General features: G+C 72.2%; 20 protein-coding genes. 9 read left to right on the top strand and 11 right to left on the bottom strand.

The window, feature by feature from the left end:
* Window positions 1-23: 23 nt before the first annotated feature.
* Window positions 24-683, bottom strand: a complete 660-nt coding sequence (locus ABD841_RS19555) for a response regulator (RefSeq protein WP_344973501.1) — start codon at window positions 681-683, stop codon at window positions 24-26.
* Window positions 680-2047 carry a sensor histidine kinase gene (locus ABD841_RS19550; RefSeq protein WP_344973498.1) on the bottom strand — a complete coding sequence of 456 codons (1368 nt, stop codon included), beginning with the start codon at window positions 2045-2047 and terminating at the stop codon, window positions 680-682. The genes ABD841_RS19555 and ABD841_RS19550 overlap by 4 nt, the downstream gene beginning before the upstream one ends.
* 172 nt (window positions 2048-2219) lie before the next feature.
* Here ABD841_RS19550 and ABD841_RS19545 point away from each other — a divergent pair, with 172 nt between their 5' ends.
* The 3 genes from ABD841_RS19545 to ABD841_RS19535 all read left to right on the top strand — a co-directional run bounded on the left by ABD841_RS19545 (window position 2220) and on the right by ABD841_RS19535 (window position 7130).
* The gene (locus ABD841_RS19545) at window positions 2220-5303 is read left to right on the top strand and encodes an efflux RND transporter permease subunit (RefSeq protein WP_344973495.1); all 3084 of its coding nucleotides are present in this window, start codon (window positions 2220-2222) and stop codon (window positions 5301-5303) included.
* Between the two features lie 132 nt (window positions 5304-5435).
* On the top strand, window positions 5436-6248 hold the full coding sequence (locus ABD841_RS19540) for an SDR family NAD(P)-dependent oxidoreductase (RefSeq protein ID WP_344973492.1): 813 nt from the start codon (window positions 5436-5438) through the stop codon (window positions 6246-6248).
* 399 nt (window positions 6249-6647) lie between these two features.
* Window positions 6648-7130 carry a Pycsar system effector family protein gene (locus tag ABD841_RS19535; protein ID WP_344973489.1) on the top strand — a complete coding sequence of 161 codons (483 nt, stop codon included), beginning with the start codon at window positions 6648-6650 and terminating at the stop codon, window positions 7128-7130.
* Between the two features lie 86 nt (window positions 7131-7216).
* Here the strand turns inward: ABD841_RS19535 and ABD841_RS19530 are convergent, their stop codons facing one another.
* From ABD841_RS19530 to ABD841_RS19510, 5 genes are all read right to left on the bottom strand, one after another.
* The gene (locus ABD841_RS19530) at window positions 7217-8086 is read right to left on the bottom strand and encodes a bile acid:sodium symporter (protein WP_344973486.1); all 870 of its coding nucleotides are present in this window, start codon (window positions 8084-8086) and stop codon (window positions 7217-7219) included.
* 25 nt (window positions 8087-8111) lie between these two features.
* Window positions 8112-9443 carry a Dyp-type peroxidase gene (locus tag ABD841_RS19525; RefSeq protein WP_344973483.1) on the bottom strand — a complete coding sequence of 444 codons (1332 nt, stop codon included), beginning with the start codon at window positions 9441-9443 and terminating at the stop codon, window positions 8112-8114.
* 44 nt (window positions 9444-9487) lie between these two features.
* Window positions 9488-10516 (bottom strand): hypothetical protein, encoded by a 1029-nt coding sequence (locus ABD841_RS19520; RefSeq protein WP_344973480.1) that lies wholly within the window; start codon window positions 10514-10516, stop codon window positions 9488-9490.
* Between the two features lie 44 nt (window positions 10517-10560).
* Window positions 10561-11094, bottom strand: a complete 534-nt coding sequence (locus tag ABD841_RS19515; protein ID WP_344973477.1) for a hypothetical protein — start codon at window positions 11092-11094, stop codon at window positions 10561-10563.
* A 210-nt stretch (window positions 11095-11304) separates the two neighbouring features.
* The gene (locus ABD841_RS19510) at window positions 11305-11898 is read right to left on the bottom strand and encodes a TetR/AcrR family transcriptional regulator (RefSeq protein ID WP_344973474.1); all 594 of its coding nucleotides are present in this window, start codon (window positions 11896-11898) and stop codon (window positions 11305-11307) included.
* 67 nt (window positions 11899-11965) lie between these two features.
* On the opposite strand from ABD841_RS19510, the gene ureA reads away from it, so the two are divergent.
* From ureA to ABD841_RS19490, 4 genes are all read left to right on the top strand, one after another.
* Window positions 11966-12787, top strand: a complete 822-nt coding sequence (gene ureA / locus ABD841_RS19505) for an urease subunit gamma (RefSeq protein WP_344973471.1) — start codon at window positions 11966-11968, stop codon at window positions 12785-12787.
* On the top strand, window positions 12784-14433 hold the full coding sequence (locus ABD841_RS19500) for an urease subunit alpha (RefSeq protein WP_344973468.1): 1650 nt from the start codon (window positions 12784-12786) through the stop codon (window positions 14431-14433). Before ureA ends, ABD841_RS19500 begins: the two co-directional genes overlap by 4 nt.
* A gap of 80 nt (window positions 14434-14513) precedes the next feature.
* The gene (locus tag ABD841_RS19495; protein ID WP_344973642.1) at window positions 14514-15500 is read left to right on the top strand and encodes an agmatine deiminase family protein; all 987 of its coding nucleotides are present in this window, start codon (window positions 14514-14516) and stop codon (window positions 15498-15500) included.
* Between the two features lie 325 nt (window positions 15501-15825).
* Window positions 15826-17664, top strand: coding sequence for a tetratricopeptide repeat protein (locus tag ABD841_RS19490; RefSeq protein WP_344973465.1), 1839 nt, complete (start codon window positions 15826-15828; stop codon window positions 17662-17664).
* A gap of 426 nt (window positions 17665-18090) precedes the next feature.
* Here the strand turns inward: ABD841_RS19490 and ABD841_RS19485 are convergent, their stop codons facing one another.
* Together ABD841_RS19485 and ABD841_RS19480 are read right to left on the bottom strand one after the other, a co-directional pair.
* A complete protein-coding gene (locus ABD841_RS19485; RefSeq protein WP_344973462.1) occupies window positions 18091-19149 on the bottom strand; it encodes a phosphotransferase enzyme family protein in 1059 nt (352 codons plus the stop codon).
* Between the two features lie 118 nt (window positions 19150-19267).
* Entirely contained in the window at window positions 19268-20137 is an 870-nt protein-coding gene (locus tag ABD841_RS19480; RefSeq protein WP_344973459.1) for a class I SAM-dependent DNA methyltransferase, read from the bottom strand.
* A 260-nt stretch (window positions 20138-20397) separates the two neighbouring features.
* On the opposite strand from ABD841_RS19480, the gene ABD841_RS19475 reads away from it, so the two are divergent.
* Window positions 20398-20802 (top strand): GlcG/HbpS family heme-binding protein, encoded by a 405-nt coding sequence (locus tag ABD841_RS19475; protein ID WP_344973456.1) that lies wholly within the window; start codon window positions 20398-20400, stop codon window positions 20800-20802.
* 120 nt (window positions 20803-20922) lie between these two features.
* Here the strand turns inward: ABD841_RS19475 and rbsK are convergent, their stop codons facing one another.
* On the bottom strand, window positions 20923-21819 hold the full coding sequence (rbsK, locus tag ABD841_RS19470; RefSeq protein WP_344973453.1) for a ribokinase: 897 nt from the start codon (window positions 21817-21819) through the stop codon (window positions 20923-20925).
* A gap of 251 nt (window positions 21820-22070) precedes the next feature.
* Window positions 22071-22454 (bottom strand): spore germination protein GerW family protein, encoded by a 384-nt coding sequence (locus ABD841_RS19465; RefSeq protein WP_344973450.1) that lies wholly within the window; start codon window positions 22452-22454, stop codon window positions 22071-22073.
* Window positions 22455-22986: 532 nt separating this feature from the next.
* On the opposite strand from ABD841_RS19465, the gene ABD841_RS19460 reads away from it, so the two are divergent.
* Window positions 22987-23260, top strand: a 274-nt coding sequence (locus tag ABD841_RS19460) for an FG-GAP repeat domain-containing protein (RefSeq protein ID WP_344973447.1), incomplete at its 3' end; no start/stop codon positions are given.

Raw genomic sequence — 23260 nt, 5'->3', positions numbered from 1 at the left:
CCCGCGCGGATCTCCGGGGCCGGTCAGACCTCCCCCGCCGCGGTGAGCCCGGCCTCCGAGGCGAGGAGCCCCGCCTGGGTGCGGTTGGAGAAACCGAGCTTGACCAGCATGCGGGAGACGTAGCTTTTGACGGTGGCCTCGGAGAGGAAGAGCGTACGGGCGATCTCGGCGTTGGAGAGACCCCTCCCGAGACAGGCGAGCACCTCCATCTCGCGGTCGGTGAGCTCGCCGATCCGGGCCATGGCCTGCTCTCTGGCGGCGTCACGCCCGGCGGAGGCCGACAGCAGCCGCCGGGTGGCCGCCGGGGAGAGCACGGTGTGCCCGTCCGCCGCCACGCGCACCAGCCCGATCAGATCCTCCGGCGGGGTGTCCTTCAGCAGGAACCCGGCGGCGCCCAGGGTCATGGCCCGCAGTACGTAACCGTCGCGGTCGAAGGTGGTGAGCACCACCACCTTCGGCGGCGCCGGGAAGCGGGCGATGTGCTCGATCGCGGCCAGCCCGTCGACGCCGGGCATGTGCAGGTCCATCAGCACCACGTGCGGGCGATGACGGACCACGCACTCCACGGCCTCGGCGCCGTCGTAGGCCTCACCGACGATCACAAGATCGTCGGCCGCCGACAGGATCGTCCGTAGCTGGGCGCAGACCATCCGCTCGTCGTCGACGATGAGGACTCGGATCATCGCGGCGCCCCCACCTCGTCCAGGGCCTCCCCGGGGAAATCCGGCCCTCCGGAGGAGGGCGGCGGGGGACCTGCGGAGAGCCGGGCGGCCGGGAGGTGCCGACCGGCCGGGGCGGTCCCGGTGACCCCGACGGGCGCGGGGGGCTCGGCGGTCCGTACCGGGGGAGCGGCCGGAACGGCGACGGCAGCCGGGGCGGGGAGAACAGCCGGGGCGGCGGGAGGGACCGGGGCGGCGGGAGGGACCGGCAGCGCGGCCTCGACCGTGAAACCGCCGTCGGCCGAGGGACCCGCGTGCAGGGATCCGTGCACCAGCTCGACGCGCTGGCGCAGGCCGTTGAGGCCGGTACCGCCCTCACCCAGCGCGATCCCGGCCGAGCCGTGCGCCGGGCCGTTGCGCACGGCGAGGCGGATCAGGTCGCCGGTGTGATCGACCCGGACGGTGACCGCGGCGCCCGGGGCGTGTTTGTGGACGTTGGTCAGCGCCTCCTGCACGACCCGGTAGGCCGTGCGCGCCACGACGGGCGGCGCCGGGCGGGGATCCCCGGTCACGGCGAGGTCGATCTCGATCCCGGCGGCCCTGGACTCCTCGACCAGGGCCGACAGATCGAGCACGACGGGCTCGGCGGTGCGGGCCGAGCCGAAGGTCTCCTCGGAGCGCAGCACACCGACCAGGTCGCGTAGCTCCTCCAACGCCTGGCAGCCGACCTGGCGCAGTTCCTCGGCCGCCTCGCGGACGACCTCGTCGCGGGCGATCGTCCGCAGCGCGCCCGCCCGCAGCACCATGAGGCTGACCCGGTGGGTGATCACGTCGTGCATCTCACCGGCGAGCCGGGCACGCTCCTCGGACCTGGCCTGCTCCGCCATGAGCTCCCGCTCCCGCTCCGCGCGCTCCGCCCGGTCGGCCAGAGCCTGGATCAGCCGCCGCCGGGAGGCCCGCCATATGCCGAGCAGCGCCGGGGCGAGAACCAGCAGCGAGGTGGTCACCGTGTTGAACACGACCTCGGCCGGCGGGATCCGCAGGGTCCACGGGCGGGCGAAGAGCAGCGACAGGACGATGACCGCGCTCCAGTCGCGGGCGCGGCCCCGGCCGTAGAGCCCCACCGCGTAGGCGGCGAAGGGACCCGCGAACGGGGCGGTGAACGCGCACAGCGCAGCGCACAGCGTCACCACCGCGCCCGGCGCCCGCCGCCGGGCGACCAGGGCCAGGCCGGCGGCGAGCTGCGCGGCGCCGACGGCCCACACGCCCGGTGACAGCACCGGCTGGCGGCCGTCCGGCCCGGTCAGCCCGGTCCACGCGCCGAGGCAGCCGACGACGAGTGCCAACGCCAGGTCGCCCACGACCGCCGGGAATGGCTTCCACTTCACGCGGCGACGCTACCGACTGCCCTCCGGTGTGGCCAGCGCCGGGTCGGAACAGTCAACCAAAGCGGATGGCGGTGCAACTTTCGTTGATCCGGACCGCAACCTTGGCCGCTATCGGGAACCGGTGCCGAGGCTGAAGCGTGGAGGCGACAACCATTCCCTAGGGGGGAACCTGTTGAACGCTCTCACCCGGATAAGTCTGGCCAACAGGGCGCTGGTCGCCCTGCTGGCGCTCGCGGTCCTCATATTCGGCGCGATCGCCACCGTGTCGCTGAAGCAAGAGCTGCTTCCCTCGTTCACCGTGCCCACGGTGAGCGTGACCACCGTCTATCCAGGGGCCGCGCCGCAGATCGTCGAGCGTGGCGTCACCGAGAAGATCGAGGAGGCCGTCGAGGGGGGCGCCGGCCAGCAGAAGATCTCCTCGTTCTCCGGCGACGGCCTCTCGAGCGTCCTGATCGAGTACGAGCACGGCACCGACATCGACCGGGCCGTCCAGGACCTGCAGCAGCGCGTCGGCCGGATCCAGGCACAGCTCCCGGCCCGGGTCACCCCGCAGGTGGCGCCGGGCACCTCGACGGAGTTCCCGGTCATCAGCCTGGCGGTCACCGGTGACGACGAACGCCGGCTGGCCCGGCGGCTGCAGGAGCTGGCCCCGGGCGAGCTGGGCTCGGTCGACGGCGTGAGCCGGGTGCTGGTCGGCGGCGAGCGGCCGGAGACCGTGGAGATCCTTCTCGACCAGGACGAGCTCAAGAAGCGCGGACTCACCGCCGACGCGGTCGCCACCGCGCTCGGCTCCGGCGGTTCCGTCGTGCCCGCGGGCATCCTGACCAGCGGCGGCGAGTCGCTCGCCCTTCAGGTGGGCGAGGGCTTCGACTCGCTCGCGGACGTCCGCGGCCTCTACCTGGCGCCGAAGGTGCGGCTGGACGACGTCGCCGACGTCCGCGTGGTCGAGGAGCGCCCGAGGTCGCTGACCCGGACCGACGGCAGGCCCAGCCTCAGCGTGATGGTCATGGCCAAGCCCGACGGCAACACCGTGGCCATCGCCGAGGAGGTCAGGGAACGGCTGCCCGGGCTCACCCGCGCCCTGGGGTCCGGCACCGCGCTGACCGTGGCGTTCGACCAGTCCGAGTTCATCGAGAAGTCCATCGGCGACCTGACCACCGAGGGCCTGCTCGGGCTGGGCTTCGCCGCCCTGATCATCCTGGTCTTCCTGTTCTCCTTCCGGTCCACCGTCGTGACGGTCATCTCGATCCCGCTCTCGCTGGTGGTCGCGCTCATCGGCCTGTGGGCCAACGGCTTCACGCTCAACATGCTGACGCTCGGCGCGCTGACCATCGCCGTCGGGCGGGTCGTCGACGACTCCATCGTGGTCATCGAGAACATCAAGCGTCACCTCGACTACGGCGAGGACAAACTCCACGCGGTCACGACCGGCACCCGCGAGGTGGCAGGGGCGGTCACCGCATCCACGCTGACGACGGTGGCCGTCTTCCTGCCCATCGCGTTCACCGGCGGGATCACCGGATCCCTGTTCTCGGCGTTCGCGCTGACCGTCACCATCGCGCTGCTGGCCTCGCTGCTCGTGTCGCTGACCGTGATCCCCGTGCTCGCCTACTGGTTCCTCCGTCCGCCCAGGAACGCGGTGTCCCGCGAGGCCGTCGACGCCAAGGAGCGCGACGGTGTGCTCCAGCGCCTGTACGTCCCGGTCATCCGGTTCGCCGTGCGGCGGCGCTGGCTCACCCTGCTGGCCGCCGTCACGATCTTCGCGCTCACCGGAGGCATGGTCGGCCAGCTGAAGACCGACTTCCTCGGCGACACCGGGCAGAACACCTTCCAGGTCCGCCAGGAGCTGGCCCCGGGCGTGAGCCTGGAGGGCGCCGACCGGGCGGCCCGGACCGTGGAGCGGGCGCTCAAGGACGTGCCCGGCCTGAAGTCGTACCAGGTCACCATCGGCCCCGACGACAGTGAGACGGGCGGTGGGCGCCAGGTGGCGACGTTCTCGCTCACCGCGAAGGAAGACACCGACGTCAAGAAGGTGCGCGAGACCGTCCGCGCCCGCGTCACCAAGCTGACCGCGTCCGGTCCGGAACTCGGCAAGGTGAGCGTCCAGGGCGGCCAGGGCGGCCTGGGCGGCGACCTGGCGGTCACCGTCTCGGCGCCCGACGACGCCGCGCTGGCGCGCGCGGCGGATCTGGTCGCCGGCGCCATGCGCCAGGTTCCGGACACCTCGGAGGTGAAGTCCGGCGTCGCGAGCACGGCCCGGCAGATCTCCGTACGGGTCGACCGCAAGGCGGCCGTCGCGCGCGGGCTCGGCGAGGCCCAGATCACCCAGGCGGTGACCCGGGTGACGCGGGGCGAGCAGGTCGCCAAGGTCACCCTGGACGGTGAGGAGCGCGAGATGTCCCTGCGCGTCGACGCCCCGGCGGACGACGTGGCCGCGCTGCGGAACCTGCGGATCCCCACCCCCCTGGGCCGGACCGTGAGGCTGGACGACGTGGCGACGGTCGAGACCGTGACGGCCCCCACCCGGCTGAGCCGGATCGACGGGGAGCGCGCCACCACGGTGAGCGCCAAGTTCACCGGTGAGGACCTGGGGGCGGCGAGTGGCGTGCTGAAGAAGCGCCTCGACGCGCTCACCCTGCCCGCCGGCGCCGCGGCCGAGATCGGCGGGGTCAGCCAGCAGCAGACCAGCTCGTTCAACAGCCTGTTCGTGGCCCTGGGTGCGGCGATCCTGATCGTCTACCTGATCATGGTGGCCACGTTCCGGAGCCTGGCGCACCCGCTCATGCTGCTGGTGTCCATCCCGTTCGCGGCGACCGGCGCCCTCGGCCTGCTGGTCGCCACCGGGACGCCGCTCGGCCTGTCCAGTCTCATCGGCATGCTGATGCTCGTCGGCATCGTGGTCACCAACGCGATCGTGCTGCTCGACCTCGTCCGCCAGTACCGCGAGCGGGGCATGAGCGCCCGTGAGGCGGTCGTCGAGGGCGGCCGGCACCGGGTCCGCCCGGTGATCATGACCGCGCTCGCGACCATCTTCGCGCTGACGCCGATGGCCATCGGCCTGACCGGGGAGGGCAGCTTCCTGTCGAAGCCCCTGGCGGTGGTCGTCATCGGCGGTCTGACCAGTTCGACGCTGCTGACGTTGATCCTGCTGCCCACCCTCTACACGATCGTCGAGGACGTCAAGGACCGCTTCCGGCGCCGTCCCCCGGTGCCGCCGGCCCCCCTCGCCGAGCGGGAGCCCGCCCACGTGGGCTGACGCGCTCGCACTCGTCACCGCCCCGCGGAGCCGTCCGGCCTCGCGGGGCTCTCGCGAGGAAAGGGTCCGATGCTTGACCCCGTGACGCTAATACAGAATATTATTTATCATCAATATGAGTATTGAGGGGGCATGCCCATGAACCGGCGGGCACGGGGGCCGAGCATCGGGCGATCCGACGTGACCGCGGAGTTCACGGGCAGGTCCGCGGTCGTCACGGGGGCCGGCAGCGGCATCGGCGCGGCCGTGACCACGATGCTGGCCCGGCGCGGGGCCCGCGTCCTGGCGGTCGACCTCGACCTCCCGGCGGTGACCGCCCTGGCCGAGGGCTCCGGCGGGTCCGTCATCCCGTGGCGTGCCGACGTCGGCGACCCCGCGCAGGTGGGGGCCTACGCCGCCGAAGCCGTCGACCGCTTCGGCGGGATCGACATGTTCTTCAACAACGCCGGGCTCTCCGGGTGCTTCCGACCGGTCCACGAGATAGGCGTGGACGAGTGGCGGCGCGTCATGGCCGTCAACCTCGACGGCGTGTTCTACGGCCTCAAGTACGTCGTGGGGCACATGCGCCGGCGGAGGACCGGCTCGGTCGTCAACACGGGGTCGATCGCGGCTCTGCGCGGGTTCCCCGACCGTTCCGACTACATCGCCACCAAGCACGCGGTGCTGGGGCTCACCCGGGCGGTGGCCGCCGAGGCGGCCGCCGACGGTGTGCGGGTGAACTGCGTCTGCCCCGGCGCGATCGACACGCCCATCACCGAGCAGGTCCGGCGGCTCACGACGCCGGAGCAGCGGGAGGTCATGTCCGCCGCGTTCGCCGTGGCCCCCGCCGCGCGCGCGGGCCGCCCGGACGACGTGGCCGAGCTGGTCTGCTTCCTGCTCTCCGACCGCGCGGCCTACATGACGGGCGCCTCCCTGTCCGTCGACGGCGGGTGGAGCGCCGTCTGACCCGCCGTCGCCCCACCGTGGGCTCAGCGGCACCGGAGGCAGCCGTCAACGGCGCGGAGTGGCGAGCGGCGCGCACACGCACGGCAGCGGGCAAGCAGCAGAAGGGAGGCAGCAGGCTCTCAGGCGCCCCGTGGGCGGCGCATGCCCGTTCGGAGCCGTTGCACACGGAGCCCGGCATCGGCGGCCCTTTCCCGACCCTGTTCCGGCCGCACCCCTACAGTCGAAGGTAGGCGAACACACGTCCGCCTATGTCCGAAGCGCCGGCTGCCTCGCGTATCCACCGGCTGCCGGCCGGCTCCACCGGCCCACGGCCCCGGCGGAAAGGACCCGCTCACCATGAACCACGAACCGGCTGCGTCCGGCGGCCGCTCCGCAGACGGCGGCGCGCAGCGTGTGTCCATGTCCCCGTTCCTGAGGGATCGGCTCGACGCCGCCACCGCCGCGGCCCGCGCCGAGCTGATCAGCGCCAGCGAGAAGAGAGCCGGCCTGCTGTTGTCGTGGGCGGGCGTCGCCTACGGCGCGATGGTCACGCTCATCCTCACCGGTCCGGCCCGTTTCCCGGGTATCGGGCGCCTCGGCGTCATCGTGGCGCTGATCCTGCTGTCCGCGGCGGTCATGCTGATCCTGATCACCATCCGCCCCCTGTCCCCTCAACGCGGCGGGATGCGTATCCTCAGTTACGCCGACGAGCCCACGCCCCAGGCCCTGATCGAGCGGATGAACGCCGAGACGGCGGACTACGAGCTGTTCCTGGCCACCGACGCCCTGCGGATCGCCCGGGTCGCGCGCGCCAAACATCGCAATCTGCGCTGGGCCGTCGACCTGATCGTCACCGGCATCACGATCATGACGGTCACGGTCTTCCTGGAGCGCCTGCTCTGACACCGCCCGGAGCCGGCGAGCTCTCCCGCCCGGAACGGCCCGCCCCGCGCGCCGCCGTCCGCCACCCCGGGGCGGTGCCGTGCCTCTCAGGCGGTGCCGTCGCCCCGATCGCGGCCGAGCACCGCGGCGATCGGCAGGGCCGCGGCCAGGCCGCTGATCAGCACCGCGGCGAGCGCCCCCAGGACGGCCTGCTCGTCGCCGAAGGCGATCCCGATGGCGGCCAGCGGGGGTCCCACGTTGCGGACCGCCGCGATGCCGCCCATGGTGGTACGGCGCGGGGACGGTCCGGTGGCCAGCAGGGTGCCGGCGGCGAACGCGGCGACGGCCAGAACGAGCCCGGCGAGCAGGGTGCGTGAGCCCAGCAGCGCGACGACGTCGCGCCAGCTGCCCAGGAGCATGCCCGTCAACACCATCAGGAACGTCACGTTCGACACCACGCCGGCGGCCGGATGCCACGAGCGCGCCGCGGACGGCGCGTAGTGGCGTACCACCAGCCCGACGGCGAACGGCACGAGCTGCAAGATGGCCACGGTCCGCACCAGCGCCGCGACATCGAGGGAGATCCCCTCACCGACCTTGGCCGCGGTGAGGATGCCGCTGGCCGTCGGGCCGAAGGTGAGGCTGGCCACGGCGGCCAGCAGCACCTGCATCGCCGTGCCCGCGACCACGTCCCCTTTCTGCACCATGCTCAGCTTCGCCCCGAACGGCCCGCCGGGTGAGGAGGCGACCATGACCAGGCCGACGAAACCCGCGACGGGCAGGGCGAACAGCGCGGCGAGGCCCCAGCCGAGCAGCGGGACGACAACCAGATTGGCCGCCAGCGCCAAAAGGAGCAGCGGCACGTCGGTGAGAACGGCACGCAGCGCCGACAGGGGGGTTGCCAGACCGGCGGCGAACATGGTGACCGCGATGAAGATCACGGTGACCGCGTTGAACAGCACCTGCAGTGCGCCCATGAACCTTCCTCCCCGGCGCCGCGCGTCAGCCTGTGAGGTCACCGAGCCAGCGCAGGGCGCTCAGCGAGGGCAGGAAGCAGTACTCGCCGCCGCGCGTGACGACGAACCGCGGCAGCGAGAGCAGGCGCCGACGTAGCGGCCGCCGGGGGATGGTGAAGTCACCGGGCCCATCACCGGACCCGACGACGGGATCCGCCGCGTTGCCCGCGCCGAAGAAGACGCCGTCGTTCATCCATTCGGACTGGACGAACTCGAACTGCCGCCCCAGGTGCGCGCCGATGAAGGCGAACATCAGCCCGCGGTCGGCCCCGTCGTCTTCCAGGGCGCCGTCGGGCAGCGGCGGGCCGTAGACGGTGCCGCGTCTGATCATCCGGTGCAGCCTCGGCACGCCCGCCACCGCCGCGTCCCGGGGGTTGCCCCGGCGGATGTGGCTGCCGCCGGGGGTGATGAATCCCGCCGGGTCGTCCTGCTGGTAGAGGAAGCTGTTGCGGTACGGGTCGGCGTCGAGGCCGGGATCGTCGTGCGACGGGCTGAGGGCCAGGGGTGCGCCGCTGCGCCAGCGCCCCATGATCTTCGCCGCCAGCAGTTCCTCGTCCTCGGGGCCGGTGGCGTTGTCCCTCAGGTAGCGCCGGAAGGCGCCGACGCGCTGGTGGAGTTTACGGAAGGCCGCGTAGCTGCCGTTGCGTCCCAGCACCTCGGGCTGGAGAGTCTGGACGCCGCCGAGCTCGTCGGGGTAGCCGAGCACGAATTCGCCGGCCTTGAGCGGGGTCTCCAGCGTGTTGGATCCGGCGATGCCGCTGCCCTCGACGGCCGGGTGGCTGATGCCGTCGCGGTAGCCGAAGGGCTCGGTCTCGGTGGGCAGCGCGTGGCAGTCCTGCCGCCAGATCGCCGTCACGCCGGAAAGGCGGTGGTAGGCCGGGCGCGCACGGTCGATGGCCGTCTCCAGTTGGGCACTGTCGGGTGCCAGCGCCACCAGTACCACGTGGACGTCGGGCGTGCCCAAAGGCGCCTCCCAACGCTCCGGGGCGCTGTCGCCGACGTCGCCCAGCGCCTTGGCCCGGGCGGCCATGCCTTGGCGGAACTCCCACGCGAAGGTGTCCAGTGACTTCTGCGGCACCCCCAGCGCCGCGAGACCGGAGCAGGTGAGCGCGACGCTGACCCAGGTCTCCCCCAGCGGGCTGGTCGTGTCGGCGGCCGAGGTGACCACCGCGCTGACGCGCCGCATCAGCTCCCGCCCATGGTCGCGGTCGTCGACGCGGAACAGGATGTAGGTCGCCGCGTACGGGGTCGGCCGTGGGCTGAGGACCCCGCGCTGGATGTCGTCGAGTTCGAGTGTGACATGCGTATGCCCGGTCACGGATACCCGCCTTCCCCGCGGTGCTGCTTCCCTTCCCCGCGGTGCTACTTCGCCGAGACGATGTTTCTCCAGAAGGTGCGCACGCTCTCGTCGACGCCGAACAGCGCGCTGAAGAGCGTGGTGTCGGCGAAGATCACGTCACCGGCCCGGTCCCCGTCCGGGGGCATCCACAGGAACATGTTGAACTCGGTGTTGCCGGCCTCGGTGAACGGGTGCGGCGGCCGGGACAGGTCGATCGGCTGCCGGCCCAGCACGTGGATGACGTCGGGGTCGTCGGTGGTCACGGCGTAGTGCGGCAGGTGCATGTGGAAGTTGAAGCTGGTCACCCCGTCCAGCCACCCCTTGGTGTCCAGGTCCCCGGCGATGGACAGCGGGGCGCTCCTGTTCCCCGCTGTCACCGCGGGGCGCAGGCCGTAGCGGTTCTCCACGGGCACCCCCAGACCCGCCATCAGTGACCGGGTGTACCTGCCGAAGCGCTGCTGACGGGGCACCAGCGCGTCCCCGTGGTGGTGATACTCCATGTCGCGCACCGCCAGGTCGTCCGAGGCGCCGACGTCGTGGTGCGGTCCCAGGGCCAGGCAGGTTCCCTCGCGGGTGAGGAACTCGCGCACCGCCTCGATCTCCGCGGGGGTGGCGTCCTGTCCGGTGATCATGTGGTCCAGTCCCCACACGAACAGGGTGTCGGTGTCGGCCAGCACCCGTTCGTCCAGCGGGGTGTGGAACCCGGCCTGGTCGACGCGCTGGTACACGGGCACGGGGTGCCCGGTGCTCTCCCGGGCGAACTGCTGGAAGGGCAGCCAGCCCCAGAAGAACAGCTCCAGCCCGCCCGCGATGCCCTGCTGGAACCGCATCGGGTCGGACCATTTCGGGTCCTCGTAGGCCGGCCAGGTCACGCGGCGCACCTCGGTCATCGTGGAGAACCGGTTGTCGAGCTCGGCCGGGTCCCTGCCGGCCTCGGCCGGATAGCTCCAGGCGACGTAGATGCTCACCCGCCGCCGGCCGGGGGTGTACTCGCGCGGCACATGGTTCTGGTTGTACGTGCGCGCGGTCCTGAACTCGTTCGTCTCGCTCATCTCGTCTCCGATCGGCAACGGAGCACGCGGGCGGTGGCCCGATCTCACTGCATCTGGTCGAGCATCTCCGACAGGGCGCTCTTGATCCGCAGAGCCTTCTTGATCTCGTCCGCGGTGACGTACGGATACTCACCGTACTCGATGAAGCTCGGACAGTGATGCTTGCGGACGAACCCGACGAACGCCTCGGGATTGGTTCTCCAGTCCTCGGGAAAGCCTTCGAGGTTCTCGAACGCCGTGCTCACCCCCGCCTTGGTGAACAGCGCGACGGCGTCCTCGGTGTACTTGTCGAAGTCGGTGTCGAAGATCCCTTGATACATGAAGCGTGTGTCGTCGTCGAAGAGCACCCAGCGCAGGTAGTGCAGCTTCAGCGGCGCGAGGAGATACGGATCGCCTTCCAGCGCCTTGGCCAGCGTGTAGCCGTACTCGCGCATGGCATCGGCCCTGCCGGGTTTGACGTCCGCGACGATGGTGAACCCGTAACACGCCGGGGTCCGCGGGTAGACAGGGCCGTACTTCCCCTGTTCGAGGTGGTCGGTCTCCTTGGGGATGACGACCGCCTGTGGCGTGATGTCCATGCCCGTTCCTCCCTCACCCGGCCAGAGGGGGAACAGACGGAAGCTGCCTGACCTCAGAATTGTCCCACACCGCGATGACGGGTCACCAGTACGGCCGGATCGCCGCCTCGGATACCACCGCATCACGGCGGTGTGACCGCCCGGGGCCGGGAACCGCGGTCCCGGGACGGGTACGGCGGCCGGCGGCGCCGCTCCCGCGGCGCCCGCCGATCAGGGCAGCAGCTCCCGGCGGATCGCCCCCATGGCCTGGTCACGCGCCCATCCGGGGCCCCGGCCGGGCAGCCCGAGCAGGACGTCGCTCGCGAGACTGTCCATGATCCGGCACATCCGGGTGGCGAAGCCGACGGGGTCGTCCACCGGCCGGAACACCCCCTCGGCGATCCCGCGGACCACGATCGCGGCCAGCTCGCGAGCCCAGCTCTCGGTGAACCCGGCGATCCTGGCCAGCGTCTCCTCGTCCCGCGGGGGACGGGCGATGACCTGGGCCCAGAGCCGCCAGCGGACGTCCCTCGGGCCGCCGGGCAGGTAGAGCTCGACCAGCCGGGCGACCGCCTCGGCCGGGCCGGCGGCCCCCGCCAGCTCGGCGGTGAGGCGCTCGGCCAGCTCGTCCTCGCTGAGCAGGAGCGTCGAGACGAGGATGCGGTCGCGCTTGCCGAAGTAGTACATGACGTGCCCGCTGCTCATGCCGGCCCGCTCGGCGATGTCCCGTACGCGCAGCCGGTCGGGGCCCACCTCGTCGATCGCCAGCAGCGCCGCGCGCAGCACGTGCGCTCGTACGTCGGGGCGCTCCAGCTTCGCAGTCATGATTCCTACCGTACCGGTTTAGAATGCTGATCTAACTTTGAAATCCGTTCTAAATGGGGAGGCGACCGTGCGGCTGACACCCGCGGAACGCGACCGGCTGCTGCTGTTCACGGCGGCCGAGCTCGCACGCGCCAGAAGGGCGCGGGGGGTGCGCCTGAACGTTCCGGAGGCCACCGCCCTCATCGCCGACACGGTCTGCGAGGCCGCGCGGGACGGGGCCAGGCTCGCCGAGGCGATCGCGGCGGGCCGGAGCGTGCTCGGCCCCGATGACGTGCTGCCCGGGGTGGCCGACGTCGTCACCGAGGTGATGGTCGAGGCGGTCTTCGACGACGGCACCCGGCTCGCGGTCGTCACCGACCCGTTCGGCGGCGGCTCGCTCGAGGACGACGCCCCGGGCGCGGTGATCGAGGCACCGCGTCCCCCGGTGGCCGAGGACGCGATCGAGGTGGAGGTGCTCAACACGGCGACCGTGCCGATCAGCGTCACCTCGCACTTCCACTTCTTCGAGGCCAACCCCCGGCTCCGCTTCGACCGGGCGGCGGGCTACGGGCGCCGCCTGGCCATCCCGGCGGGCTCCACCCTGCGCTTCGACCCCGGTGAGAGCCGCACCGCCAGGCTGGTCCCGATCGGCGGGGCGCGGGTGGCGATCGGGTTCGCCGGACTGGTCGACGGGCCGCTGGACGCCCCGGGGGCCTTCGAGCGCGCCATGGAGAAGGCGCGGGCCTGCGGCTATCTCGGCAGCGAGGCGGCCTCCCCCGCCGCGGGCGACGGACCGCGTACGGGCGGGGACGACGGACCGCGTACGAGCGGGGACGTCGCGGGGGCACTCCCGGCGGGCGGCGCGCGGGAGAACAGGACGGACGGCGGGCACGGGGCAGGTGAGCGGTGAGCGTCTACGGACCGCGCCGGGGGGATCGGGTCAGGCTCGGCGACTCGGGCCTGGTGGTCGTGGTGGAGCACGACTCGCAGAAACCGGGTGACGAGTTCCTGGCCGGGTTCGGCAAGACCGCCAGGGACGGGCTGCACCTGAAGGCCGCCTCGGTCCGGGAGACGTGCGACCTGATCGTCAGCAACGTGCTGATCCTCGACCCGGTCCTGGGGGTGCGGACCGCGTCGATCGGGATCCGCGAGGGGCGCATCCACGCCATCGGGCGGGCGGGCAACCCCGACACGCTGGACGACGTGGACGTGGTGGCCGGCACCGGGACGACGATCGTGTCCGGCGAGGGACTGATCGCCACCGCGGGCGCGATCGACACGCACGTGCACCTGCTGAGCCCGCGCATCATGGAGGCCTCCCTCGCCTCCGGCGTCACCACGATCATCGGCCAGGAGTTCGGGCCGGTCTGGGGCGTCGGGGTGAACTCCCCGTGGGCGCTGCGGCACGCGTTCAACGCCTTCGACGCCTGGCCGGTGAACATCGGGTTCCTGGCGCGCGGCTCGTCGTCGGACCCGGCGCCCCTGGTCGAGGCGCTGGCCGAGGGCGGCGCGAGCGGGTTCAAGGTGCACGAGGACATGGGGGCGCACACCCGTGCCCTGGACACCGCGCTGCGGGTCGCCGAGGACCACGACGTGCAGGTCGCCCTGCACACCGATGGGCTGAACGAGTGCCTGTCGGTGGAGGACACCCTCGCCGTGCTGTCCGGCCGCACGATCCACGCCTTCCACATCGAGGGCTGCGGCGGCGGCCACGTGCCGAACGTGCTCCGGCTGGCCGGCGTGCCCAACGTCATCGGCTCGTCCACCAATCCGACGCTGCCCTTCGGCCGCGACGCCGTCGCGGAACACTACGGGATGATCGTCTCGGCGCACGGGCTCCAGCCCGAGCTGCCCGGTGACGCCGCACTGGCCCGGGACCGGATCCGGGCGGGCACGATGGGCGCCGAGGACGTGCTGCACGACCTGGGGGTCATCGGCATCACCTCCTCCGACGCGCAGGGCATGGGCCGGGCGGGCGAGACGGTCCGGCGCACGTTCGCGATGGCCGGGAAGATGAAGGGCGAGCTGGGCGCGGCACAGGACGGCGACAACGAGCGGGTGCTGCGCTACCTGGCCAAGCTGACGATCAATCCGGCCATCGCGCACGGGCTGGCCCACGAGGTCGGCTCGCTGGAGCCGGGCAAGCTGGCCGACATCGTGCTGTGGCGGCCGGACCACTTCGGCGCCAAACCGCAGCTCGTGCTGAAGGCCGGGTTCCCCGCGTACGGGGTGACCGGCGATCCGAACGCCTCCACCGACACCTGCGAGCCGCTGGTGCTGGGCCCGCAGTTCGGCGCGTACGGCGCGACCCCGGCGGACCTGTCGGTGGCCTTCGTCAGCGGGGCCGCCGCGCAGGCGGGTGACGATCGCATGACGACCCGGCGGCGGCGCGTCGCCGTGCGCGGAACCCGGGGCATCGGCCTCGCCGACATGGTGCGCAACGGGCGGCTCGGGTCCGTCCAGGTGGACGCGCTCGGCCGGGTCACGCTGGACGGCGAGCTCGTGCACTCCTCCCCCGCCGACTCGGTCGCGCTCAACCGCCTCTACTACCTCTGATCCCGTTCCTCCACCGATTCTCCCCTTCCCCTCTTCTCCCTTCTCCCTCTCTCTCCCAAGGAGCGCCGACCGTGTTCTACATGCCGCCGGAGTGGCACCCCCACACCCGCACCTGGATGTCCTGGCCGGTCGCCGGCTACGCGCTGGCGGACCCCGTGGCGTCCTACCGGGCGTGGTCGAGCGTGGCCAACACGATCGTCCGGTACGAACCGGTCACCATGATGGTCGACCCGAGCGGGCGCGAGGAGGCGGCCCGGTGGCTCTCCCCGCGGGTCGAGGTGGTCGAGCAGCCGCTGGACGACTGCTGGATGCGCGACAACGGCCCTACGTTCCTGGTGGACGGGCGGGGCGGGCTGGCCGGGGTCGACTGGACCTTCAACGGGTGGGGCTGGCACGCGTACGCCAAGGACGATCTGGTCGCCGCGGAGGTCCTGCGGCGGGCCGGAGCCGAGAGGTTCCGCTCGGATATGGTCAACGAGGGCGGCGGCATCCACGTGGACGGTGAGGGCACGGTGATCGTCACGGAGACCGTGCAGCTCGGCGAGAAGCGCAACCCCGGGTGGACCCGGGAGCAGGTGGAGTCCGAGCTCCGCGCCCGGCTCGGGGTGCGGAAGGTGATCTGGCTGCCGCGCGGCCTGACCGCCGACTACGGCGCGTACGGGACCAGCGGGCACGTGGATCTGCTGGCCTCCTTCGCCCGCCCGGGGCTGGTGCTCTGCCACGTCCAGCCCGACCCCGCCCATCCGGACCACGAGGTCACCCGGGAGAACCTGGCGATCCTGCGCTCGGCCACCGACGCCAGGGGCCGGGAGCTGGAGGTCGTGGAGCTGCCCGCCCCGCAGACCCGGGAGGCCGGCGGGGAGCTGGCCGACTACTCCTACATCAACCACTACCTGGCCAACGGCCTGGTCCTGCTCTGCTCCTTCGACGACCCGCGCGACGCCGCCACGGCGGAGATCTTCGCCAAGCTCTTCCCCGACCGCGTCGTCGAGTCGGTGGACGCCCGCGGCATCTTCGCGCTGGGCGGCGGGATCCACTGCATCACCCAGCAGGAACCGCAACCGTGACCGGGCCGCCGGGAGGGCGGATCAAAGACGACTGCACGCCAGATGTCCATAGCCATGTCCGGATCTGGCCACGATAATATCTAGATCTTGTCAATGCAGGCAAATATTGCGAATACTTGCCATTTGTTCTTATTCGCGAGAGAGGTCTGCAATGAAGCACGTCATTGTTCACAAGCCCGGCACCGTCGCTCTCAGCGGCACCGCCAGCCCTAAGCACGTCGGCTGAGACGGAATCCCGGAACCGGCGCCCGGCCCGGGCGTCGGCTGGGTGCACATCATAGCTAGATATCATGAAATATCGTCTAACTTGGAATAAAGGAGTCTGGTGAGCCGGGCACCGCACCCGCCGGAAGAGTCGCCGCTTCCACCCCTTCTGCTGCCCCCGGTGGACGCGGACCGGCGCCTGCGCGGACCGTACACCCTGGGCGGCGCGATCGTCTCCGCCCTCGCGCCCGCCGCCCGGCCGGAGCTCGTCGCCCGCTACGACATCGAACTGCGCGCCATGGCACCCGACATGCACGGGGTGATCCCCGCCCGGCGCCAGTCGGTGGCCGCGCACCTGCCCAGCGCGGAGCGGATCCTGGTGCACGCGCCGAAGCGCACGCTACGCCTGTCCAACGGGCTGGCCGAGTTCCTGCGCGAGCACCTGGCCGAGACCGGCCCCCGGACACTCGTCGTCGAGAACCTCCACCGGGCCGACCCCACCGACCACGAACTGCTGGCGGTGCTGCGGCGCCGGATCCCCGCGGAGCTGCTGACCGTGGTGACGGGTGAGCGGGCCGCGGCGGACGAGCCGCTCAGCGAGGAGGAGCACGACGCCCGCGCCGACGAGCTGGAGCGGGAGGGCACAGTCGGCGCGCGGCTCGGGGCGATCCCCTACCACCGCGAGCACGGCGGTGACCCGTCCAAGGCCGTCGCGGCCTTCCGGTTCGCGGTCCAGTGGTGCCTGGACGCGGGCTGCCACGACGCCGTGGTCGATCTCGGCCGGCGCGCCCTGCGGCTGACCGCCCCGCAGGGCGATCCGGAGACCTGGTGGCGGCTGGTGCACAGCACCGCGACCGCGCTGGCCGCGCTGGGCCGGGAGGAGGAAGCCGAGGAGCTCTTCGACCGGGCCAGGCGCGAGAGCGTCTCCCCGGCGGTGCACTCGGCCGCCGCGTACTCGACCGGGATGCTCAAGGTCCGCCACCACGACCCGGCCCGCCGCGACGCGGACGCGGCGCTGGCCTGGGTGAACCAGGCGATCGCGATCTCCACGCTGATCCCCGACCCGCGCGAGCGGGCGTTCAAGCTGGGGTTCGACCTCAACGGCCGGGCGCTGGTGGAGGTGCGCCGGGGTGACCCCGCCAAGGCTCTGGAGCTGGTCCAGCAGGCCGTCGACCTGGCCGAGCGCGACCTGCCGCCCGGCGGGCACCCGATTCACCGGCTGGTGCTGCTGGCCAACCGGGCGCAGCTCACCGTGATGCTGGGCCGCCCGGAGGAGGCGCTGGAAGACCTGGACGCGGTGATCGCGGCCGACCCCGGCTACCCCGACTACTACATCGACCGGGGCAACCTGCTCCACCGGCTGGGCCGCATGGACGAGGCGATCGCCGACTACGAGACGGCCATGCGGGTCGGCCCGCCCTTCCCCGAGCCCTACTACAACCGGGCCGAGATCCGTTTCTCCCGGGGCGACCACCGGGGTGCCCTCGACGACCTGGACCACGCGCTGGAACTGGACCCCGGGTTCGTGGACGGCCTGGCCAACCGGGCGGGACTGCTGGCGGCCTTCGGGGAGTACGGCAGGGCCAGGGCGGACGCGGAGGCAGGGCTCGCCCTGGATCCGGCCAACCCGTACCTGCTGTGCGCGCTGGGCCAGGTGGAGATGGCCGAGGGCCGCCACGACCGGGCGCGGGCCGCCTTCGACCGGGCCCTGGAACTCGCCCCCACGCTGGCCGCCGCCTGGGCCAACCGGGGAATGCTGGCATTCGAGGCCGGCGACCCGGAGGGCGCCGTGGCCGACTTCACCCGGGCGCTGGAACCCGGGGCGGATGCGGCGCTGCTGTTCAACCGCGCGATGGCGCTGCGCGCCGCCGGGCGGGAGGAGGAGGCGGTCGCGGACCTCACCCGGGCGCTGGAGCTCGCCCCGGACGACGAGGACATCCTGCGGGAGCTGAAGGGCTGACGGGCGGCCCGCCGGCCGTCACAACCGGCGGGCCCTCGGCGGAAAACGGGCCGGTCTCCACGGAGACCAATCACTCACCCCGCACGCGTCAATCGACGGCGAATGAGATTGCCGGAAATTCATTACAGGCGGTATCGCATTCCTGTCATGGCGCATCTATTGCGTCGCCGGAGTGATGCGATTTACAAATGTCGCCGTTTATGAATATACGGCTACGGTGCGCGACGTCCTCACCCGCCACGGGAATGGCGCGGCCATGGTCCGGTCGCCCCCGGGCGCGGGCCCGTGACCGGTCGCGCCGGGCGCGCGCCTGTGGCCGGTCACGCTCCGGCGCGGGCGGGAGCGCCGCGCCGCCGGCCGATCCGGCGGACAGCGGCGCCGGGTTCGCGGACGCCGCCGAGGTTCGGGCCGGTGAGCGGAGCCGGATCAGCCGAGCGTCCCGGAAAGGTAGCGCTCGGCGAGGTCGCAGGTGCCCGCGGTGTAGCCGGCGCCGAGCTCGGCGGCGATGTCCGCGCCGGTGTGGGTGCCGATCCAGGCGACCAGGAGCAGGCGGCGGAACATGACGAACGTCCAGATCTCCGCCTCGTCCTCGGCCGGGAGGCTGAGCACGGCGCGGTAGCCGCGCAGCCAGGAGTCGACCAGCTCGGGAACCTCGGGCCGGTGCTCGATGAAGCTGAGGGCGGCGGCGAGGTCGTAGAGGTGCCAGCCGAAGCCGCAGTCGTCGAAGTCGATGACGCTGGGCGGCTCGTCACCCACCACGAGCAGGTTGGCCAGGCGCAGGTCGGCGTGGATCAGCCCGTAGCGGCGCGGGTCGCGGCCGAAGCGGTGGAGCCGCTCACGCAGTTCCTTGTCCAGCCGGCCCAGCAGGGCCAGCACGCCGGGCTCCATGCCCAGGCCCTCCTGCCAGCGGCCCCACCGCGACTCGGCGCCCAGGGCGGCCTCGTAGTCCCAGTGGAAGCGGGTGAACCCCGGGGGCGGGGACCAGCGCCGCGCGTGCCGGTGCATGCGCGCGGTGACGGCGCCCAGCCGCTCGAAACCCGCGGCCAGCCGGTCTTCGGGCGGCTCGGTGCCGGGCAGGAACTCGAACATCACGCAGTCGCGGGGCTCCGCGCCGGGAACGGTCAGCACCCGGGAGCCGCCGGGGGCCGGGATCACCCGGGGGGTGCGGACCCCGGCGTCCTCACGGAGCGCGTCCAGCCAGGCGAGCTCGGACAGGATGGCCGGGGTGGAGTGGTAGCCGAGGCGGTGCACCCGCAGGATGGATCGGGCACCGGTGGCCGGGTCGTCGACCCGGTAGGTGGCGTTCTCCGACACGTTGATCAACGTGATCTCGGCGTCGGGCAGACCGTGGATCCGCACCGCCGTACGGGCCGCCTCGCGCACCCGGGCCAGCACGCCGTCGGCGGACAGATCGTGGGTCCGCACGGCCGCATCGGGCGCACCGGCCGGCGCGTCGCCGCCCGCGGACGGGTCGTGGGCCCGCATCGATCCTCCCGATGAGTCGCGCGAAGCGCCCGATCTTATCCCAGATCCTTCGCGCGGAACCCACCGGATCTCTCGCGCGGAGCCCGCCCAGGACCCGCCGGACGGCTCCCCGGGAGGGTCACCCGAGGTCCGACAGCACCTGTCCCGCCTCACGGTCGTGCCGCGGGCCGGAGTCGGCCTCGCCGGGGCGGGCGTGCTCCGCCGCGTGCCCGGCGGGACGCTCGAGGGCGGGGAACGTGACGCGGATCTTGGACTGCCGGTGCGGGAGCCGCTCCCAGTCGTCCATGAAGACCGCGTGCAGGCCGTGCTTCTCGGCCAGGGCGACCAGGGTCTCGGTGCGGTAGTAGAAGTCCTCCCGGAGAACCTGGTGTTCCTTGCCCTCGGTGCGGTCGAAGGTGAAGTCGAACCAGCCGCCCGGTTTCATGATCCGGGCGATGTGCGCGAAGCACTCCTCGATGACGGGCAGCGGGGAGTGGGAGAAGACGCTGTGCGCGTGCACCACGTCGAACGCCCCGTCGGGCAGGGCGGTGAAGCGCAGGTCCCTGACCGGCATGAGATGCGGGAGCTTCTCGCGCAGGCCGTGGACGACGAGGGTCTCCTGGGCGGCGATGAGGATGTCCGGGGAGATGTCGATGCCGTAGTAGTTGCCGGGGCCGAGGTAGTCGATGAACAGGCGCCCGGCCCGCAGGTTGCCGCAGCCGATCTCCAGCATGCGGTGCTCCGGCTTCAGTCCGTGGCGCACCAGGTAGTCGAACTGCATCTGCCCCATGGCCAGCCAGCGCCGTTGCGACTTGCTGCCCACCGCCGCCCTGGGGTTGCGCGCGGTGTCGGACTTCATGACGGCCCGGTAGTAGGCGACGTGGTCGCGGGTGGTCAGGCGCAGCCAGGTGTCGCGGGCCAGCCGGCGCAGGTGGGGCACGACGCGCGTGGGATGGCGAACCGCGTATCTGAGCTGGTGAACGATGCTTGCGCGGTTGTGGCTGTGCATGGCTCTCCCCCGGTCGGATGGCACCTTGAAGGTTCTGGCGGTGATGGGATCGTACCTCAGGGTAATGGAGTGAATACTCTCGGCGACATCGCCTGCTGTGGCGGCCCCCGAGGTCGCGGGCGGTCAGGTGACGGGTCCCGCCGGTCCTCCACGGGGGCCGGGCAAGCGTCGGACTCTATGTGAGACGTTCCATGTCCCCGCCGGCGCCGGACGCAAACCGGTCCGCGTCCCGGCGGGGTTTCAGAACCGGGAGGAGGCCGGTGAACCTCGAACTCGCGCTGCGCATGTGTGAGGCCGCGATGAGGCAGGCATGCCGCGAGGGGGCGCTGATCTCGGTCGCGGTCGTCGACGAGGGCGGTCATCTGGTCGCCTTCCAGCGGATGGACGGCGCGCAGCTCGCCGGCCCGGCCCTCGCCCCGGGCAAGGCGTACACCGCGGTGGCCCACCGCATGCCGACCGCCGACCTGGCCAAGCTCGCCCTGCCGGGCGGGGAGCTGTACGGCCTGGCCGCCGGCGACCGGTACGTGTGCCTGGGGGGCGGCGTCCCGCTCTGGGAGTCCGGCCCCGGCCGGGGGGTGCTGGGCGCGGTCGGCGTGAGCGGCGGCACCGTCCCTCAGGACGTGGCCTGCGCCGAGGCGGCCGCCGCGCTCTGGGAGGGGGCGTAGGCGGGCCCTGCCCCGTCCCACCACGCGGCGGAGGCCGGCCGGCGGCGATCGTCCGAGTCCGGGACGGGTACGGCGCGGCTTCGCGGTGTGCCCGGACGGGCGACGGGGATCCGCGGAGCGTCAGGCCTCGGGTCCGAGGAGGCTCTGGTCGATCTCCGCGCGGGTGGGCATGGAGGTGCTGGCGCCCGCGCGCTGGACGGACAGGGCCGCCGCGGCGGTGGCGAAGCGCACGGCTTCGTCGGGCCGCCGCCGTTCGACGCGGGCGGCGGCGAGAGCGCCCACGAAGGTGTCGCCCGCGGCCGTGGTGTCCACCGCGGTCACCTTGCGCGCCTCGACGTGCACGACCGGGCCGTCGCCCTCGGCGGTGAGGGCGCCGCGCGAGCCCAGGGTGACGATGACCCAGCCGACCGTGCCCCGCAGCTCCTCCAGCGCGCGCTCGTGGTCGGCCTGGCCGGTGATCGCGGCGGCCTCGTGCTCGTTGGCGACCAGGACGTCCACGGCCTCCAGCAGCTCGGCCGGGAGCGGCTGCACGGGGGCGGGCGTGAGGACCACGGTGGTCCCGGCCGCGCGGGCCGCCCTGGCGGCGGCGGTGACGGCCTCGACGGGAAGTTCGAGCTGGAGCAGCAGGACGTCGGACCGGGAGATGACGTCGAGGTCGGCCGCGGAGGGGGCGGTCACGGCGCCGTTGGCCCCGGGGACCACGATGATCGAGTTGCCGCCGCCGTCCTCCACCACGATGTGGGCGATGCCGGACGGGCCGGGGACGGTGCGGAGGTTCGTCACGTCGACCCCCGCCCCGGCGAGCGTGTGGCGCAGCTCGGCACCGAAGGAGTCGTCGCCCACGGCGCCGAGGAAGGCGACCTCGGCTCCGGCCCGTGCGGCGGCGATGGCCTGGTTGGCGCCCTTGCCGCCGGGCACCGTGTGGAACGCGCGCCCCGTCACGGTCTCGCCGAGCGCGGGAGCGGCCTCGACATAGGCGACCAGGTCCATGTTGACGCTGCCGAACACCGAGATCATCATTCCTCCACCACCGTGGCCGGCGTCCAGCCGGCCGGCTCGTCCAGGCCGATCCCGTCGAAGCCGGTGACGCTGCCGACCGGCCGGTTCTTCAGGGACCATTCCCCGGGATCTCCGGCGCGCCACGCGACGCGCCGACGACCGAGCCTACGGTCGCGCCCGCGGAGCCGGTGTCCCAGCCCCCCGCCACGGCCGCGGCGAGCGAGGGGCGAAGTCACCCCGCGGACGGGCCCGGCGGCCGGGAGCGGCCTTCAGGAGGGGCGGGGGCGGTTCCCGAAACGGGCGCGGACGACGGCCCCGAGGGTGAGCAGCGCGACGATCGCGACGAGCTGGCCGCCGGCGATCACCCGGTTCACATCGACGACGGGCCGCCAGCGGACCTCACCGTCCTTGACCGCGAACACGCCGACCGCGACGGCGGCGGCGCCGAAACCGCCGCCCGCACCGCCGCCGGACTCCTCATCCCCTTGGGTGCTTCCCCCGCCGCCGCCTCCGCCGCCCCCACCGACGATCTTGGCGACGGGGATGACCGTGACGCCGTCGATCGTGATCGGCTCACCGAAGACCCGCCGGACGCCGGCGGCGCCCTTCACCTGCCGGACCAATCCCACGACGTCCATGCCGGCCTTTCTCATCGGCGCCACCCCCACCTTTCCCGGCGTTCCTCCCACCGGACAGCGGAACCCTCGCGTCAGCGCATGCCTCAAGCATCACATCTACCACCGAAGCACTTCCCGGATCAATACATTTAAGAAATTTCCCGATACAGCCATATATCGATGAAATCAGTGAGAAAAGCGCCACATAAGGCCCAGTCCACCGGCGGCCGAAAGGGGAGTATAAAAGGGCAAAAACCTGCCATGTGGAGCGCAAACTCCGCCCCACCGGAAGCCTCTGCCCAATTCGCGGAAGCAAGCGTTCACCATGCCTGATCGCGTTATCGTTCCACGGAGGCGGCCGGAGTCTCCGCCGGCCCGGGCCCGGCACCGGCACGTCGGAATGAACGGCCCGAGCTACAGCATCCGACCCATGCGAGGAAGAATCATGCGCTTTTCTGGTATCAAAACCTCCAACGTCGGCGAAAGCCCGTCCGCATTCTTCGGAAAGGATTCCGCCGCGCGTTCCGGTCGGGGCCTCAAGCGATTCGCGATCCTCACCGTGGCGGCGATGGCCGGGCTCGTCTCGACGGCCGGCGTCTCCCGCGCCGACAGCTTCACCGCCAACGAGTCCTGGACCGACAACCCCTACTACGGCACCCGAGGCACCTACTTCGCCGACGTCACCGGCGACGGCCGCGCCGACGCCATCGTCGTCAACGACGACCGCGTCACCGTCCGCCGCTCCACCGGCACCCGCTTCACCCCGAACGAGCCCTGGACGTCGAATCCCTACTACGGCACCCGAGGCACCTACTTCGCCGACGTCACCGGCGACGGCCGCG

The organism is Streptosporangium fragile, assembly GCF_039534445.1.
Classification (GTDB): Bacteria; Actinomycetota; Actinomycetes; order Streptosporangiales; family Streptosporangiaceae; genus Streptosporangium; species Streptosporangium fragile.
Note: the sequence above shows the minus strand (reverse complement) of the source record. Positions and strands in the feature narration are given on the sequence as shown.